We start from the raw sequence: 15246 nt of genomic DNA, 5'->3' as shown, positions 1-15246 counted from the left end.
TCGTGCCCCCAACTCGCCGCCGCCCCATCCCCACGCCACCGGCAGGAGGCCGCCCGAAGGTCGCCGGCCTGAACCGCCGCACGCCCGCGGACCCCGCCGTCGCGGAACCCGCTGTCGTGGAGCCCGCTGTCGTGGAACCCGCTGTCGCGGAACCCGGTGTGGTGGACCCCGCCGTCGCGGAACCTCCTGTCGCGCCGGACTCGGCAGCCGAGGAGCTGAAGGCCCCGGAGGCGGTCGAGTGGGAGCCGTCGGCCCCCGCCGAGGAGCCGCAGGCCGACGAACCTCCCGCCTCGGTCGAGGCCTCCGCCGACGAGCCGTCCGCCGCGGTCCGGGACGAGCCGGCCGAGGAGGAGCAGACCCCCGCGAAGAACGCCTGGCTGCTCCCGTCGGCTCTGCTGGTGGTCGCCGTGCTGCTGGGCGCGCTGGGCACGTTCTTCCTGGTTAAGTCGCGCGCGGTGTCCTACGACGCGGCCCTGGTCGACGCCGGCACCACCTCGGCGGTGAACGGCCAGATCCGCGAGGCCGTGGAGAAGTCGTTCTCCTACAACTTCGCCGACGTGGCCGCCACCGAGAAGGCCGCCCGCGAGCTCCTGACCGGCAAGGCCCTGTGCCAGTACAACGCGGTGTTCGGTCCGGTGAAGGAGGTCGCACCCCAGCAGAAGCTGGTGGTGACCGTCCGGGTCGTCTCCTCGGCCGTGTCGTCCCTGAAGGACGACCGGGCCACCGTGCTGGTCTTCGCCGACCAGGTCACCACCCGCACGACCGACAACCAGACGGGCGGCGGCACCGCCATGCTCCGCGTGAGCGCCCTCGACGACGGCGGCCGGTGGAAGATCGACAACATGGAGATGTTCGGGGCGACGGCGGAGCAGAACCGCCAGCTGCAGACCTGCTGACCGGCGTTTTCGCGGGCGGGCACAGGCCCCGCCCACCCCGGGGGCAGACCGCCACTCAGACGAGCGTATCGACGAGAACGCGCTGTCAACCGGCCGCTCGGCGACATGTGGACAACTCGGCCCAGTTCCACCTGCCTGGGTGACCTCGCGCCGGCAACCTCGCGCCGGCAACCTCGCGCCGGCAACCTCGCTCCGGCAACCCCGCTCCGGCAACCTCGCTCCGGCAAACCCCGCCCCGGCAAACCCCGCCCCGGCAAACCCCGCCCCGGCAAACCCCGCCACCCGCCTCTCACTCCGCGAGGTCGTTTGGCCCGGCCCGGTGCGGGCCCGCCCACGCCGTTGTCCTAAGATCAACAACCCCGGGAAGTGCCCCGGAAGCACCAGGAACACACCTCTCGCCAGTCCCGACACGCGTGATCTCAGTCACACAAAACTCGTGGCGCTCTGTAAGACCACTTGAAGCCGCCAACTTCCCACCAAATCGGCCGCACGCGTGTTTGCGCAGGTCAAATGAGTGGCTGAAAGTAAACGGCGCTCCATCCACAGGGTGGATCGGTCTTCAACATCTTGACTGCGCGCTCATGCAGGGTCACTCTGTCGGTGAGCAAGAGGAGGGTCCTTCCAGGTGCCTCTCGACAGTCGCCGTGCGCGTGGCTAGACTGCCCCTTTGCGCTGCCCATTTTCCGCTTGCCCTTCGCCGAGAGCGTGGATTAGTCGGGCATCGCCGCACCCTTGACAGCCGTGCTAGTTCGCTCTAGCCAGCTACCTGTCCCTGGAAGGACGCATCTTGGCGATCTCTCGCGCGACCAAGGCCACTGCTGCGACCAACTCCACGTCGGGGATCCCTGGAGCGCCGAAGCGGGTCTCGTTCGCGAAGATTCATGAGCCGCTTTCGACGCCCAACCTGCTTGACCTGCAGATCCAGTCCTTTGAGTGGTTGACCGGCGACGAGGCGTGGTTCCAGCGCCGCATCGACGCCGGAGACGAGAACCCGACGGGCGGCCTCGAAGAGGTCCTCAACGAGATCTCGCCGATCGAGGACTTCTCCGGCTCCATGTCACTGTCCTTCTCCGACCCACGCTACGACGAGGTCAAGGCCTCGACGGAAGAGTGCAAGGACAAGGACATGACGTACGCGGCACCGTTGTTCGTCACTGCGGAGTTCACCAACCACACCACTGGCGAGATCAAGAGCCAGACGGTGTTCATGGGTGACTTCCCGATGATGACGAGCAAGGGCACGTTCATCATCAACGGCACCGAGCGCGTGGTGGTCTCTCAGCTCGTGCGTTCGCCCGGTGTCTACTACGACACCGCGGTCGACAAGACGACCGACAAGGACGTCTTCAGCGTCAAGATCATCCCGTCCCGGGGTGCCTGGCTGGAGTTCGACGTCGACAAGCGCGACACCGTCGGTGTCCGCATCGATCGCAAGCGTCGCCAGCCGGTGACGGTGCTGTTGAAGGCTCTGGGCTGGAGCACGGAGCAGATCCGCGAGCGGTTCGCGTTCAGCGAGACGTTGCTGACCACGCTCGAGAAGGACCACACCGCGGGTACCGACGAGGCGTTGCTCGACATCTACCGCAAGCTGCGTCCGGGCGAGCCGCCCACGAAGGAGTCCGCGCAGGCCCTGCTGGAGAACCTGTTCTTCAAGGACAAGCGCTACGACCTGGCGAAGGTTGGCCGCTACAAGGTCAACAAGAAGCTGGGCCTGGACACCGACATCAACACCGGTGTGCTGACCGAGGACGACATCGTCACGACGATCGAGTACCTCGTCCGCCTGCACGCGGGTGAGACGCAGATGGACGCCGCCGCCGGTGGCGACGTGCCGGTCGAGGTCGACGACATCGACCACTTCGGCAACCGTCGCCTGCGCACGGTCGGCGAGCTGATCCAGAACCAGATCCGCGTCGGCCTGTCCCGCATGGAGCGCGTCGTCCGCGAGCGCATGACCACGCAGGACGTCGAGGCCATCACGCCGCAGACCCTGATCAACATCCGTCCCGTCGTGGCGGCGATCAAGGAGTTCTTCGGCACCTCGCAGCTGTCGCAGTTCATGGACCAGACCAACCCGCTCGCGGGTCTGACCCACAAGCGCCGCCTGTCGGCGCTGGGTCCCGGTGGTCTGTCCCGTGAGCGGGCCGGCATGGAGGTCCGCGACGTCCACCCGTCGCACTACGGCCGCATGTGCCCGATCGAGACGCCGGAAGGCCCGAACATCGGCCTGATCGGCTCGCTGTCGTCCTACGCGCGGGTCAACCCGTTCGGCTTCATCGAGACGCCGTACCGCAAGGTCGTCGAGGGCCGGGTCACCGACCAGATCGACTACCTGACCGCGGACGAGGAAGACCGCTACGTCAAGGCGCAGGCGAACTCGCCGACCGACGACGAGGGCAACTTCACCGACGACCGCGTCCTGGTCCGCAAGAAGGGCGGCGAGGTCGAGTTCATCGACCCGACCGACGTCGACTACATGGACGTCTCGCCGCGCCAGATGGTGTCGGCCGCGACCGCCATGATCCCGTTCCTCGAGCACGACGACGCCAACCGCGCCCTGATGGGTGCGAACATGCAGCGCCAGGCCGTGCCGCTGCTCCGCTCCGAGTCGCCGCTCGTCGGCACCGGCATGGAGCTGCGCGCCGCGGTCGACGCCGGTGACGTCGTCGTCGCGAAGAAGACCGGTGTGGTCGAGGAGGTCTCCGCCGACTACATCACCGTCATGGCCGACGACGGTGCGCGCAACACCTACGCGCTGCACAAGTTCCGTCGCTCGAACCAGGGCACGTGCATCAACCAGAAGCCCATCGTCAACGAGGGCGACCGCGTCGAGTCCGGCCAGGTCCTGGCCGACGGCCCGTGCACCGAGAACGCCGAGATGGCGCTCGGCAAGAACCTGCTCGTGGCGATCATGCCGTGGGAAGGCCACAACTACGAGGACGCGATCATCCTGTCGCAGCGCCTCGTGCAGGACGACGTTCTCACCTCGATCCACATCGAGGAGCACGAGATCGACGCCCGCGACACGAAGCTCGGCGCCGAGGAGATCACCCGGGACATCCCGAACGTCTCCGAGGAGGTCCTGGCCGACCTGGACGAGCGCGGCATCATCCGCATCGGTGCCGAGGTCCAGCCGGGCGACATCCTCGTCGGCAAGGTCACGCCCAAGGGCGAGACCGAGCTGACGCCGGAGGAGCGCCTGCTCCGCGCGATCTTCGGTGAGAAGGCGCGCGAGGTCCGCGACACGTCGCTGAAGGTGCCGCACGGCGAGTACGGCAAGGTCATCGGCATCCGCGTCTTCTCGCGTGAGGACGACGACGAGCTGCCTCCGGGCGTCAACGAGCTCGTGCGCGTCTACGTGGCCCAGAAGCGCAAGATCCAGGACGGTGACAAGCTCGCCGGCCGCCACGGCAACAAGGGCGTCATCGGCAAGATCCTCCCCGTGGAGGACATGCCGTTCCTCGAGGACGGCACGCCGGTCGACATCATCCTGAACACCCACGGTGTGCCGCGTCGTATGAACATCGGCCAGGTGCTGGAGACCCACCTCGGGTGGATCGCCAAGCAGGGCTGGTCCATCAACGGCGACCCGGACTGGGCGAAGAACCTGTCCGAGGAGCTGCTGGAGGTCGAGCCCGGCACCAAGACCGCGACCCCCGTGTTCGACGGCGCGAAGGAAGAGGAGATCACGGGCCTGCTGGGCTCGACGATCCCGAACCGCGACGGCGAGCGGATGGTCAAGGAGAACGGGAAGGCGCAGCTCTTCGACGGCCGCTCCGGCGAGCCGTACCCGTTCCCGGTGTCCGTCGGCTACATGTACATCCTGAAGCTGCTGCACCTGGTCGACGACAAGATCCACGCGCGTTCGACCGGTCCGTACTCGATGATCACGCAGCAGCCGCTGGGTGGTAAGGCGCAGTTCGGTGGTCAGCGCTTCGGTGAGATGGAGTGCTGGGCGATGCAGGCGTACGGCGCCGCATACACCCTGCAGGAGCTTCTCACCATCAAGTCCGACGACGTGCTCGGCCGCGTGAAGGTCTACGAGGCCATCGTCAAGGGCGAGAACATCCCGGAACCCGGTATCCCGGAGTCCTTCAAGGTGCTGCTCAAGGAGCTGCAGTCGCTCTGCCTCAACGTCGAGGTCCTGTCTTCGGACGGTGCCGCGATCGAGATGCGCGACGGCGACGACGAGGACCTGGAGCGCGCGGCCGCGAACCTCGGCATCAACCTGTCGAGGTCCGAGTCGCCCTCCGTGGACGACGTCGTCAACTAGTCACCTCGCCGGCTGGGGAGCACCGTGCCTCCCGCGTAGTGCTCCCCAGCCTTCCCGACCAGCTCCTTTTGCCACCGATCTAAAAAGGGGAAGAGAGTAGACGTGCTCGACGTCAACTTCTTCGATGAGCTCCGCATCGGTCTCGCGACCGCGGACGACATCCGCCAGTGGTCTTTTGGCGAGGTCAAGAAGCCCGAGACCATCAACTACCGCACGCTCAAGCCCGAGAAGGACGGCTTGTTCTGCGAGAAGATCTTCGGTCCCACCAGGGACTGGGAGTGCTACTGCGGCAAGTACAAGCGCGTGCGCTTCAAGGGCATCATCTGTGAGCGCTGCGGCGTCGAGGTGACCCGTGCGAAGGTGCGTCGTGAGCGCATGGGCCACATCGAGCTCGCCGCTCCGGTCACGCACATCTGGTACTTCAAGGGCGTCCCCAGCCGGTTGGGCTACCTGCTCGACCTGGCCCCCAAGGACCTCGAGAAGATCATCTACTTCGCCGCCTACGTCATCGTGGGCGTGAACGCCGAGCTGCGCCACAACGACCTGCCGACGCTCGAGAGCGAGATGCAGGTCGAGCGCAAGCGCGTCGAGAACCGCCGCGACGCCGACGTGGAGGCCCGCGCCCAGAAGCTCGAGGCCGACCTGGCCGAGCTCGAGGCCGAGGGTGCCAAGTCCGACGTGCGCCGCAAGGTCAAGGAGGGCGGCGAGCGTGAGATGCGCCAGCTCCGCGACCGCGCCCAGCGCGAGCTGGACCGCCTCGACGAGATCTGGTCCACCTTCACCAAGCTCGAGCGCGCCCAGCTGATCGCGGACGAGCTGCTCTACCGCGAGCTGTACGACCGCTACGGCGACTACTTCACCGGTGCCATGGGCGCCGAGGCCATCCAGAAGCTCCTGGGTGACTACGACGTGGACGCCGAGGCCGAGGTCCTGCGCGAGACGATCCGCAGCGGCAAGGGCCAGAAGAAGCTGCGTGCGCTCAAGCGCCTCAAGGTCGTTGCCGCCTTCCAGGCGACCCGCAACAACCCGCAGGGCATGGTGCTGGACTGCGTCCCGGTCATCCCGCCGGACCTGCGCCCGATGGTGCAGCTCGACGGTGGCCGCTTCGCCACGTCCGACCTGAACGACCTGTACCGCCGCGTCATCAACCGCAACAACCGCCTCAAGCGACTGATCGACCTCGGCGCGCCCGAGATCATCGTCAACAACGAGAAGCGGATGCTGCAGGAGGCCGTCGACGCGCTGTTCGACAACGGCCGCCGCGGCCGCCCGGTCACGGGTCCCGGCAACCGCCCGCTCAAGTCGCTGTCCGACCTGCTGAAGGGCAAGCAGGGCCGGTTCCGCCAGAACCTGCTCGGCAAGCGCGTCGACTACTCCGGCCGTTCGGTCATCGTGGTCGGCCCGCAGCTCAAGCTGCACCAGTGCGGTCTGCCCAAGCAGATGGCCCTGGAGCTCTTCAAGCCGTTCGTGATGAAGCGGCTCGTGGACCTCAACCACGCGCAGAACATCAAGTCCGCCAAGCGGATGGTCGAGCGTGCGCGCCCGGCCGTGTGGGACGTGCTGGAAGAGGTCATCACCGAGCACCCGGTGCTGCTCAACCGCGCACCCACGCTGCACCGCCTCGGCATCCAGGCCTTCGAGCCGCAGCTGGTCGAGGGCAAGGCCATCCAGCTGCACCCGCTGGTCTGTGAAGCGTTCAACGCCGACTTCGACGGTGACCAGATGGCGGTCCACCTGCCGCTGTCCGCCGAGGCGCAGGCGGAAGCCCGCGTCCTGATGCTGTCGTCGAACAACATCCTGTCCCCGGCGTCCGGCAAGCCGCTGGCCATGCCGCGCCTGGACATGGTGACGGGTCTGTACCACCTGACCCGGCACAAGAAGGACGACATCGGCGAGGGCCACTTCTACTCGTCGCCGGCCGAGGCGCTCATGGCGTTCGACCGCAAGGTCCTGGGCCTGCAGGCGATGGTGAAGATCCGCGTCTCCGACAAGAACCCGCCGAAGGGCCAGGAGCCCGAGGGCTGGGAGCCCGGTCAGCCGTGGCTCGCGGAGACCACGCTGGGTCGCGTGCTGTTCAACGAGATCCTGCCGCAGGACTACGCCTTCATCAACGAGGTCATGCCCAAGAAGCGGCAGGCCGTGATCATCAACGACCTCGCAGAGCGGTACCCGATGGTCACCGTCGCCCGGACGCTGGACAAGCTGAAGGACGCCGGTTTCCACTGGGCCACCCGCTCCGGCGTGACGGTCGCGATCTCGGACGTCCTCGTCCCGAAGGCGAAGCAGGGCATCCTCGACGAGCACGAGCGCCTCGCGGACGCCGTCGAGAAGCGCTACCAGCGCGGTCAGCTCTCCCACGAGGAGCGCAACTCCGAGCTGGTCAAGGTGTGGACCAAGGCCACCGAGCAGGTCCACGAGATCATGGAAGACAACTTCCCCGAGGACAACTCGATCCGCGTCATCGTGCAGTCCGGCGCCGCCGGCAACATGACGCAGGTCCGTTCGCTCGCGGGTATGCGTGGTCTCGTGACCAACCCGAAGGGTGAGTACATCCCGCGCCCGATCAAGAACTCGTTCCGCGAGGGCTTGTCGGTGCTGGAGTACTTCATCGCGACGCACGGTGCCCGCAAGGGTCTGGCCGACACCGCGCTGCGCACCGCCGACTCGGGTTACCTGACCCGTCGTCTGGTGGACGTCTCGCAGGACGTCATCATCCGCGAGGTCGACTGCGGCACCACGCGTGGCGTGAACATGACCGTCGGCGAGCAGCTGGGCGACAAGGTCGGCCTGCACGAGTTCGCGCAGACGTCGGTCTACGCCCGCACGGTCGCGGACGACATCACCGACGCGCAGGGCAACCTGGTCCTGGGCCGCGGCGACGACCTCGGCGACCCGGCGATGCAGTCGCTGGTCGAGGCGGGCATCGTCCGCGTCAAGGTCCGCTCGGTCCTGACCTGCGAGTCCGCGGTCGGCGTGTGCGCGTCCTGCTACGGCCGCTCGATGGCCACCGGCCAGCTGGTCGACGTCGGCGAGGCCGTCGGCATCGTCGCCGCCCAGTCGATCGGTGAGCCGGGCACGCAGCTGACGATGCGCACGTTCCACCAGGGTGGTGTGGCCGGTGACGACATCACGACCGGTCTGCCCCGTGTCCAGGAGCTCTTCGAGGCCCGCGTCCCGAAGGGCAAGGCGCCGATCGCCGACGTCGACGGCCGCGTCCGCATCGAGGACGGCGACCGCTTCTGGAAGATCACGCTGATCCCGGACGACGGCTCCGAGGAGATCGTGTTCGAGAAGCTGTCCAAGCGTCAGCGTCTCGCCAACACGGCGACCGGCCCGCTGCAGGACGGCGACCACGTGGCCGTCGGCCAGCAGCTGCTGGAAGGTACTCCGGACCCGCACGAGGTCCTGCGCGTCATGGGCCCGCGCGAGGCCCAGCTGCACCTGGTGCAGGAAGTGCAGAAGGTGTACCGCGCCCAGGGTGTGGCCATCCACGACAAGCACATCGAGGTCATCGTCCGGCAGATGCTCCGCCGGGTGACGATCATCGACTCCGGCGCGACCGAGTTCCTGCCCGGGTCTTTGGTCGAGCGTGCCGACTTCGAGTCGGGCAACCGCGCGGTCGTCGCCGAGGGTGGCGAGCCGGCTGCCGGTCGTCCGGTGCTGATGGGTATCACGAAGGCCTCGCTCGCGACCGACTCGTGGTTGTCCGCGGCGTCGTTCCAGGAGACCACGCGAGTTTTGACGGACGCTGCCATCAACGGGCGTTCGGACAAGCTCATCGGTCTCAAGGAGAACGTGATCATCGGTAAGTTGATCCCGGCTGGTACGGGCATCAACCGGTACCGCAACATCCAGGTCCAGCCGACCGAGGAGGCGCGTGCCGCTGCGTACGCGATTCCTTCGTACGACGACGGGTACTACACGCCCGACGTCTTCGGGACTGGGACTGGTGCGGCTGTGCCGCTGGATGACTACGACTTCGGGCGGGACTACCGCTAGTCGTTGCTTAGTTGCTGAGAACGGCCCCTGGAGCCTTTGGCTTCCAGGGGCCGTTCTCGTTGTTGGTCGCTTTCTGCGGTGCCTGTCCCGTTTCAAGCGCGGGGCTCTGCCCCGGACCCCGCCAACTGATCAAAGACCGGCCAGCGCCGCCTGCGGGTTGATGGCACGCCTGTTTGTGTTGGGCGGCTTGCTGTTGCGTAGGTGGGGCGCGATTCCGTGGTGTGGTCCCGTCACGAGCCGAGGCAAGAGCGAGCCACACCAGGTCAGGGGTGTCAACCCGGCGAAAAGCGTGGAGTTGTCCCTTGTTCCCGGACACGGGGTGTTCACGCAGCGTAGGTGATGCGTGTTTCGGCGGGGCTTCGGTAGCCGACTGTCGAATGTAGACGGTCGTGGTTGTAGTAGTGCAGGTAGCGGAAAACGTCGGATCGTGCCTGGTCACGGGTGGTCCAGGTGGTGGTGCCGATCTCGGTTTTGAGGGTGGCGAAGAAGGCTTCGGCGACGGCGTTGTCGTAGCAGGAGCCTTTGCGTCCGACCGAGGATCGGATCCCGTGCCGGGTGAGGGTGTCGCGGAAGTCGCGGGAGGTGTATTGGGTGCCGCGGTCGGAGTGGAACACCGCGTCACCGCTGATCAGGCCGCGTGCGGCGGCGAGGTCGACGGCGTCGCTGACCAGGTCGGCGCGCATCTGCGCGGACATGGCGTGGCCGATGACCTCACGGCTGTGCAGGTCGATCACGGTCGCCAGGTAGAGCGTTCCCTGTCCGGTGGGCAGGTAGGTGATGTCCCCGACCAGCCGGGTTCCGGGCGTGCCGGCGGTGAAGTCCCGGCTGATCAGGTCCGGCATCGGCGCCACCACCGCGGCATCGGCCGCGACGGTGGTCAGCAACCAGCGCCGCCGCCGACTGATCCCCGCCACCCCATGCCCTCGCATGACCCGTCCGACCCGCTTGTGGTTGACCACCCACCCGCGTCGCCGCAGCTCAACAGTGATCCGCGGCCGCCCGTAGGCACCGCGATGAGCACGGTGGATCTCGGTGATCACCGACGCCAGTTCCTCATCCCGCCCGGCTCGTTCCCGGCGGGCGGGCTCCGCGGCCGCCCACTCGTAGAAGCCCTGCCGCCGCAACTTCAGGACCTGACACAACCGCTGCACGCCATAGTCGGCGCGGTGCTCGGAGATGAATCGGTAGCGGTGGATCATCGATCCATCTCGCGAGCAAAATAGGCGGCCGCTTTCCGGAGAATCTCGTTCTCCTTCTCCAGCTCCGCCAGCCGCTTGCGCAGCGCCCGCGTCTCACCGGCCTGCTCCGCCGCCGCGACCTGCGCCGGATCAGCCTGCTTGCGGGCCGTCCGGACCCAGCCCCGCAGCGTCTCGTGCGAGACACCCAACTCCAGCGCGATCTGCCGCAACGACCGATCAGGAGACGACAACACCAACTCCACAGCGTCCCGACGGAACGCCTCCGGATAACTCGACGCACCAGGCACAACGACATCCTCTCCCCAGACAGCTCAAGCTGTCAGGGATCAAGGTGTCCGGACCTCGGGGACAACTCCAGCGTGCCGGGTTGACACCCCTGACCTGGTGCAGCGAGTGCTGTGCCACGGCTCGTGACGGGACCACCCCACCGGCGGGTCTGGTGAAAAGCGGCTCGCCTTCGGCTTCGCGGACTGCTTGCCTTCGGCTTCGCGGACTGTCAGACCTGCTCTGTACTTTGGGTCGCGGGGGAGCTCAAATCGCAGGGGACCCCTGCTTTGGCCTGCTCGCTAGCGGTTGGCGATGCCGTCCAGGCGCAGCGTTGTCGACTCGTCTCGGTGGGTGCCCGTTGTGCCCACGTGCTTCTCGCTGATCTCCGGGCCGTTCTTCAGCACGTGGTACAGCGCCATGCCGTGGCCTCTGCCCAGGTCGTAGTCGGTCTTCAGCCATTCCAGGAACACGCCGGCCTTCGTCGTGCCGTCGTAGCCCCGCTCCGTCGCTTCCGCGAGCAGGTCGGCCGGGGTCTTGCCGGTCTTCTTCTCCGCGCCGTCGAGGTAGGCCTGGAAGGACATCGCGGTCTCCGTTCGTCGTCGTTGGAGCGAGCGTAGGACAACTCGGGCTGTCTTGACAAGAAAAATTGTCGGTGGGTGACTCAGAGGCCCGGGCCGATGATCTCGACGCCTCGGCCGGTGAAGCGGAGGCGGTAGATCGTGGGTGTCGGCATGGTCTTGGCGAACGAGTGGTCCACGGTGTCGACGCCGAAGCCGACCAAGGCTCGGGAGATGAAGGTGCCGTGGCTGCCCACGACGATGAGTTCGTCCTGGTGTCCGCGGGCGAGTGAGGTGAGGGCTGCTGTGGCGCGGGACGTGAGCTGGTGCAGGCTCTCCGCGCCGGGTCTGGCCGCGTGCGGGTTGGCCCAGCTTTCGGCGTGGTGCCGCGCGGAGTCCGGCGTGGGGACGATTCCCGAGTCCCACTCCCTCAGTTCGTTGCTGGTGCGGACCGGCATGCCCAGCTTGCGGGCCAGCGGTTCGACGGTCTGGACCGCCCGCAAGTACGGGCTGGAGACGATGAGGCTGGGTGCGAGCTCGGCGAGGTGCGCGGCGAGGTGTTCGGCCTGGGCGAGGCCTTCTGTGGTCAGGGACCGCAGTCGCTCGTTCCGTCCGCCGGGGCGGGGTGGCGTCGATCGGGCATGCCGGACCAGGACGACTTCCGCGCGCATCAGGCGAGTCTGGCAGTGATCAGCGGCGGCGGGCTCTGGCCAATGCTCTCGCTCTGATCACGAGGTCGTCCACCAGGTGCTCGTCCACCAGAGGCGGGATGCCGGACTCGTCGGTGCAGCAGCGGGGTTTGGTGCGCTTCTCGGAGAGTCTGGGGCGGACGCCGGCCATCTCGTAGAGGGCCTCGTACAGGTCCAGGCCGGGGTCGTCGTCGTGCGGGCCCACGAGGAGCACCCACACGACGTCCGGGGACGGGAAGGCGACCACCACGCGGTCGGCGCCTCGCAGGTGTTTCACGCAGAGGCGGGGGAGTGGTTCCGGGCCGGTGACCCGGTAGCCGAGGGCTGCGCAGCCCGAGTGGGAGAGCTCGTCGAGGAAGCGTTCGTAGGCCAGGCGGGCACGGCCGCGCAGGCCGTTGGCCTGGGCGTGTGCGGTGTGGGTCTCTACTACCTGGATCAAGCTGTGCGGACCACGCGTCCCTTGCCGCTGCGCATCTCGTCCAACGAGGTGGCGAGGTCGGGACGGTCCAGCAGTGACCGGTCGCTCAGGCGGCGGTGGACCTCGTCGATCAGGCCGCGGGTCTTGCCCGCGCGGCGGAGGTCGGAGACGAGGTGGAGGACCTCGTGCAGGCGCACGGTGTCGAGGAGCATGCGGGGTTCCTGGCTGTGGATGGCCAGTACGCCTTCTCTGGCCCAGGCCTTCACGGTCTTCTCGGTCAGGTCGAGCAGCTCGCCCGCCACCACGGGGCGTACCGGTGGGGCCTGGCGGAGCGTGCGGGCCACCACTCCGTCGAGCTTGCGGCGGCGTTCGTCGTCGACGGCCAGGGACGACGCGACGGACTCGATCTCCTCGATCGTGTCGAAGAGATCCCGGATCTGAGCGGCCTCGGTCGCGACGGACATGGTGGCTCCTCCCGTTGACTACCAATTATCGCGCGTAAATTCGGTAGTCGTCAACGGCCCCGGAGCAGGGATCCGGGGCCGTCGCGCGATCAGGAGGAGAAGAAGAGGCCGGCCAGGCCGTGGTGCTTGCGGTGGCCGTAGCCGTAGCCGTGGTGACCGCCGTGGTGGTGGTGGATCTGCTGCGGCGCGGCGCCCCAGGCGGGCTGGGCCGGCTGCGGGTAGGCGACGGGCGGAGGGGCCGGCGCGGCGGGCGGCGGCGTGTGCATCTGGGCCTCGAGGCGCGTGATGGACTCGAGCTCGCCGTAGTCGAGGAAGACCCCGCGGCAGCCGTCGCACTGCTCGATGTGAACGCCCATGCGGTCGAACGTGCGCATGTTCGCATGACACTTGGGACACTGCATCGTGGTGAGCCTCCTGGGTGGGACCGGACAAATACGATATTAGCCGCGGTCGCCGTTGCCGTGCGTCGCGACGATTCGACGACATGCCTCGACCAGCGGTTCCACTGCCTGCAGACCGGTCACTAGTGCCCGCGCTGCCATTTGCACAACGTACGCCTGAGCCGGAATGTTGAGGGCATCCCATTCCGATGTCGTCACGGCCACACCTCCCGTTTCACGGTAGGTCCAGAGGAACCTCGCCCAGAGGTCTCCCGGCAGGATTCCCGCCGCGAACAACGCCGCTGGTCGCGCCAGGTCCCACACCGGGTCGCCCACGCCCAGGTCGTCCACGTCGATCAACCGCCACGCGCCCCGGTGCACGAGCTGGCCGAGGTGCCAGTCGCCGTGGATCAGGGCCTTGCCGCTCGTGGTCAGCGGCGGCAGCGCGTCGAACGCGGCGAGCACCACGTCGGCGTGCGGCAGGTCCGGCGGCAGGGCCTCGATGGCCCGCACGATCCGTTCCGGCGCACCGGCGACCGGTCCCTGCACCGGCAACGCGTGCAGCCTCGCCAGGAGTTGCGCGCTCTCCTCCCACGGCGCCGCGTCGGGGTCCGCCTGGCTCACCGGCGTCCCGTACGGCCACACCGTCACCGGGCGGTCCTCCACGAACTGCACCGGCTTCAGCGGCGGCAGCAGGAGCTCGGGGTGCGCCGCGGCGATCTCCACCCGCTGTCGCAACGCCTCGACGTCGGTGTCCGCCGGGTGCGCCTTGGCCACCACGTCGCCGACGCGCACGACGACCACGTCGCCGCGGTCACCAGCGAGCACCTCGGGATCGGCGGAGGAGCCGGTCAGCGAGGCCATCGCCGCGATCAGGTCGTCCACGCGCACAGTGAAGCAGGAGGCTCACCGGGAGATGCAGATGGTCTTCACGGGCTGCGAGTACACCTTCGAGTCGTCGCCGGCGCACAGCGTCCGGTCGGACTCGCCCTCGACGACCTTCGTGACCTTGCGCGTGTCCGTGCCGCACGCCACCCGTTCGAAGTACTGGTTGACCGCCTTGAGGCAGTCGCCCTCCTTGACGTTGAGCACGTAGCAGTAGCGCGTCTTGCCGGTACCCCGCGTGCGTCCCGACGACTCGTCCAGGTAGTCGCCGGGCGGGCACATGGTCCGCCGTTCGCGCGATGAAACGCGGTACGTCGCGTCCTGCGCCGAGCAGTCGACCTCGGCCATGTCGACGCTGGTGTCGTCGAGGTCGGTCTGCTTGGCGCACTCGCCGACGCTCGCCTGGCCGGTGCAGCCGGCGCACGCGGCCAGCGCCAGGACGAGCGAGGCGAGCAGAGCGGTGACCCTCATGGCTTCCCCAGACAGATCGTCGTGGCGGGCTCGGAGTAGAACGTGGTGGTCTCGGCGGGGCCGCACGTCTCGCGGGGGCCGGTGGTGATCGACCGGACCTTCGACTCGGACTCGGGCCCGCACCGGCCCTTCCCCAGGTCGTGGCGGGTGCCGATCTGGTTGCTGACGCGGTTGAGGCAGTCGCCCACCCGGACGTGGAACATCAGGCACTGCGTGTCGCCGGTGCCCTCCCGGACCGCGCGGTAGGCGCCGTCGGGGCACGCCCCGGGGTCCAGGGACCACTGGGGCGAACCGGTGACGACCGCCGTCCGGTACGTCGCGTTGTCGGCGGCGCAGTCGGCAGGGCCCACGTTGACCTCCTTGCGCGTCCCGCGCACCGCGTAGCAGTCACCGATGCCCGCCGACGGCGGTTCGTCGTGGTCCCGCTCCTGAGTGAGCACTGTGAGTCCCGCCACGCGCAGCGCCGTGAGCACACCAGGCACGATCCATTGCCGCCACACGGCGACATGTCTACTGCAGGCGGACGCGTGGTACCCCCGTTTTGACCCGGGTAGACGTGGGCGGGTATCTTTGCTACTCGTGCCCGACCCATGTCGGGCCGCTCCGCGTGCCCGTGAGGCCGCGGTGTCCTCCACTCGCAGTGGCAGTTGAGGCCCTTGCTGGTCTGAAGCTGGTGCTCGCGGACCTGGGGAGCGGGCGACACGCCCGACCTCGGGTGCAGAGAGGGATCAAGAAAAACGAGGGTGAA

13 protein-coding genes are annotated in these 15246 nt (G+C 67.9%); 3 read left to right on the top strand and 10 right to left on the bottom strand.

Features of this window, described 5'->3' with window-relative positions; all coding sequences use genetic code 11:
• Positions 1–2: 2 nt before the first annotated feature.
• The 3 genes from ACFWV3_RS09060 to ACFWV3_RS09050 all read left to right on the top strand — a co-directional run bounded on the left by ACFWV3_RS09060 (position 3) and on the right by ACFWV3_RS09050 (position 9168).
• The gene (locus ACFWV3_RS09060) at positions 3–896 is read left to right on the top strand and encodes a hypothetical protein (RefSeq protein ID WP_382409942.1); all 894 of its coding nucleotides are present in this window, start codon (positions 3–5) and stop codon (positions 894–896) included.
• Between the two features lie 787 nt (positions 897–1683).
• A complete protein-coding gene (locus ACFWV3_RS09055) occupies positions 1684–5169 on the top strand; it encodes a DNA-directed RNA polymerase subunit beta (protein ID WP_382409940.1) in 3486 nt (1161 codons plus the stop codon).
• 102 nt (positions 5170–5271) lie between these two features.
• Complete coding sequence (locus tag ACFWV3_RS09050; RefSeq protein ID WP_382409938.1) at positions 5272–9168, top strand: DNA-directed RNA polymerase subunit beta'; 3897 nt, start codon at positions 5272–5274, stop codon at positions 9166–9168.
• Between the two features lie 323 nt (positions 9169–9491).
• Here the strand turns inward: ACFWV3_RS09050 and ACFWV3_RS09045 are convergent, their stop codons facing one another.
• The 10 genes from ACFWV3_RS09045 to ACFWV3_RS09000 all read right to left on the bottom strand — a co-directional run bounded on the left by ACFWV3_RS09045 (position 9492) and on the right by ACFWV3_RS09000 (position 14971).
• Positions 9492–10367 (bottom strand): IS3 family transposase, encoded by an 876-nt coding sequence (locus ACFWV3_RS09045; RefSeq protein WP_382409936.1) that lies wholly within the window; start codon positions 10365–10367, stop codon positions 9492–9494.
• Positions 10364–10654: a transposase gene (locus tag ACFWV3_RS09040; RefSeq protein ID WP_382409934.1), complete on the bottom strand. Its 291-nt coding sequence runs from the start codon at positions 10652–10654 to the stop codon at positions 10364–10366. Before ACFWV3_RS09040 ends, ACFWV3_RS09045 begins: the two co-directional genes overlap by 4 nt.
• Positions 10655–10933: 279 nt before the next feature.
• Positions 10934–11215, bottom strand: a complete 282-nt coding sequence (locus ACFWV3_RS09035) for a DUF4287 domain-containing protein (protein WP_382409932.1) — start codon at positions 11213–11215, stop codon at positions 10934–10936.
• Between the two features lie 80 nt (positions 11216–11295).
• Entirely contained in the window at positions 11296–11862 is a 567-nt protein-coding gene (locus ACFWV3_RS09030; RefSeq protein WP_382409930.1) for a histidine phosphatase family protein, read from the bottom strand.
• Between the two features lie 19 nt (positions 11863–11881).
• Positions 11882–12319 carry a hypothetical protein gene (locus ACFWV3_RS09025; protein WP_382409928.1) on the bottom strand — a complete coding sequence of 146 codons (438 nt, stop codon included), beginning with the start codon at positions 12317–12319 and terminating at the stop codon, positions 11882–11884.
• Positions 12316–12762: a hypothetical protein gene (locus ACFWV3_RS09020; protein WP_382409926.1), complete on the bottom strand. Its 447-nt coding sequence runs from the start codon at positions 12760–12762 to the stop codon at positions 12316–12318. The genes ACFWV3_RS09025 and ACFWV3_RS09020 overlap by 4 nt, the downstream gene beginning before the upstream one ends.
• An 89-nt stretch (positions 12763–12851) precedes the next feature.
• On the bottom strand, positions 12852–13163 hold the full coding sequence (locus ACFWV3_RS09015; RefSeq protein WP_382409924.1) for a zf-TFIIB domain-containing protein: 312 nt from the start codon (positions 13161–13163) through the stop codon (positions 12852–12854).
• A gap of 39 nt (positions 13164–13202) precedes the next feature.
• The gene (locus ACFWV3_RS09010) at positions 13203–14027 is read right to left on the bottom strand and encodes a phosphotransferase family protein (RefSeq protein WP_382409922.1); all 825 of its coding nucleotides are present in this window, start codon (positions 14025–14027) and stop codon (positions 13203–13205) included.
• Between the two features lie 21 nt (positions 14028–14048).
• The gene (locus ACFWV3_RS09005; protein WP_382409920.1) at positions 14049–14498 is read right to left on the bottom strand and encodes a hypothetical protein; all 450 of its coding nucleotides are present in this window, start codon (positions 14496–14498) and stop codon (positions 14049–14051) included.
• Positions 14495–14971: a hypothetical protein gene (locus tag ACFWV3_RS09000; protein WP_382409918.1), complete on the bottom strand. Its 477-nt coding sequence runs from the start codon at positions 14969–14971 to the stop codon at positions 14495–14497. Before ACFWV3_RS09000 ends, ACFWV3_RS09005 begins: the two co-directional genes overlap by 4 nt.
• Positions 14972–15246 lie beyond the last annotated feature (275 nt).

This window comes from Lentzea sp. NPDC059081 (assembly GCF_042738015.1).
Classification (GTDB): Bacteria; Actinomycetota; Actinomycetes; order Mycobacteriales; family Pseudonocardiaceae; genus Lentzea.
Note: the sequence above shows the minus strand (reverse complement) of the source record. Positions and strands in the feature narration are given on the sequence as shown.

What these genes read in the sequence shown, in the direction of transcription:
- ACFWV3_RS09045 (WP_382409936.1), bottom strand. Translation starts at nt 10,367, where the DNA reads ATGATCCACCGCTACCGATTCATCTCCGAGCACCGCGCCGACTATGGC.
- ACFWV3_RS09035 (WP_382409932.1), bottom strand. Translation starts at nt 11,215, where the DNA reads ATGTCCTTCCAGGCCTACCTCGACGGCGCGGAGAAGAAGACCGGCAAG.
- ACFWV3_RS09030 (WP_382409930.1), bottom strand. Translation starts at nt 11,862, where the DNA reads ATGCGCGCGGAAGTCGTCCTGGTCCGGCATGCCCGATCGACGCCACCC.
- ACFWV3_RS09020 (WP_382409926.1), bottom strand. Translation starts at nt 12,762, where the DNA reads ATGTCCGTCGCGACCGAGGCCGCTCAGATCCGGGATCTCTTCGACACG.
- ACFWV3_RS09015 (WP_382409924.1), bottom strand. Translation starts at nt 13,163, where the DNA reads ATGCAGTGTCCCAAGTGTCATGCGAACATGCGCACGTTCGACCGCATG.
- ACFWV3_RS09005 (WP_382409920.1), bottom strand. Translation starts at nt 14,498, where the DNA reads ATGAGGGTCACCGCTCTGCTCGCCTCGCTCGTCCTGGCGCTGGCCGCG.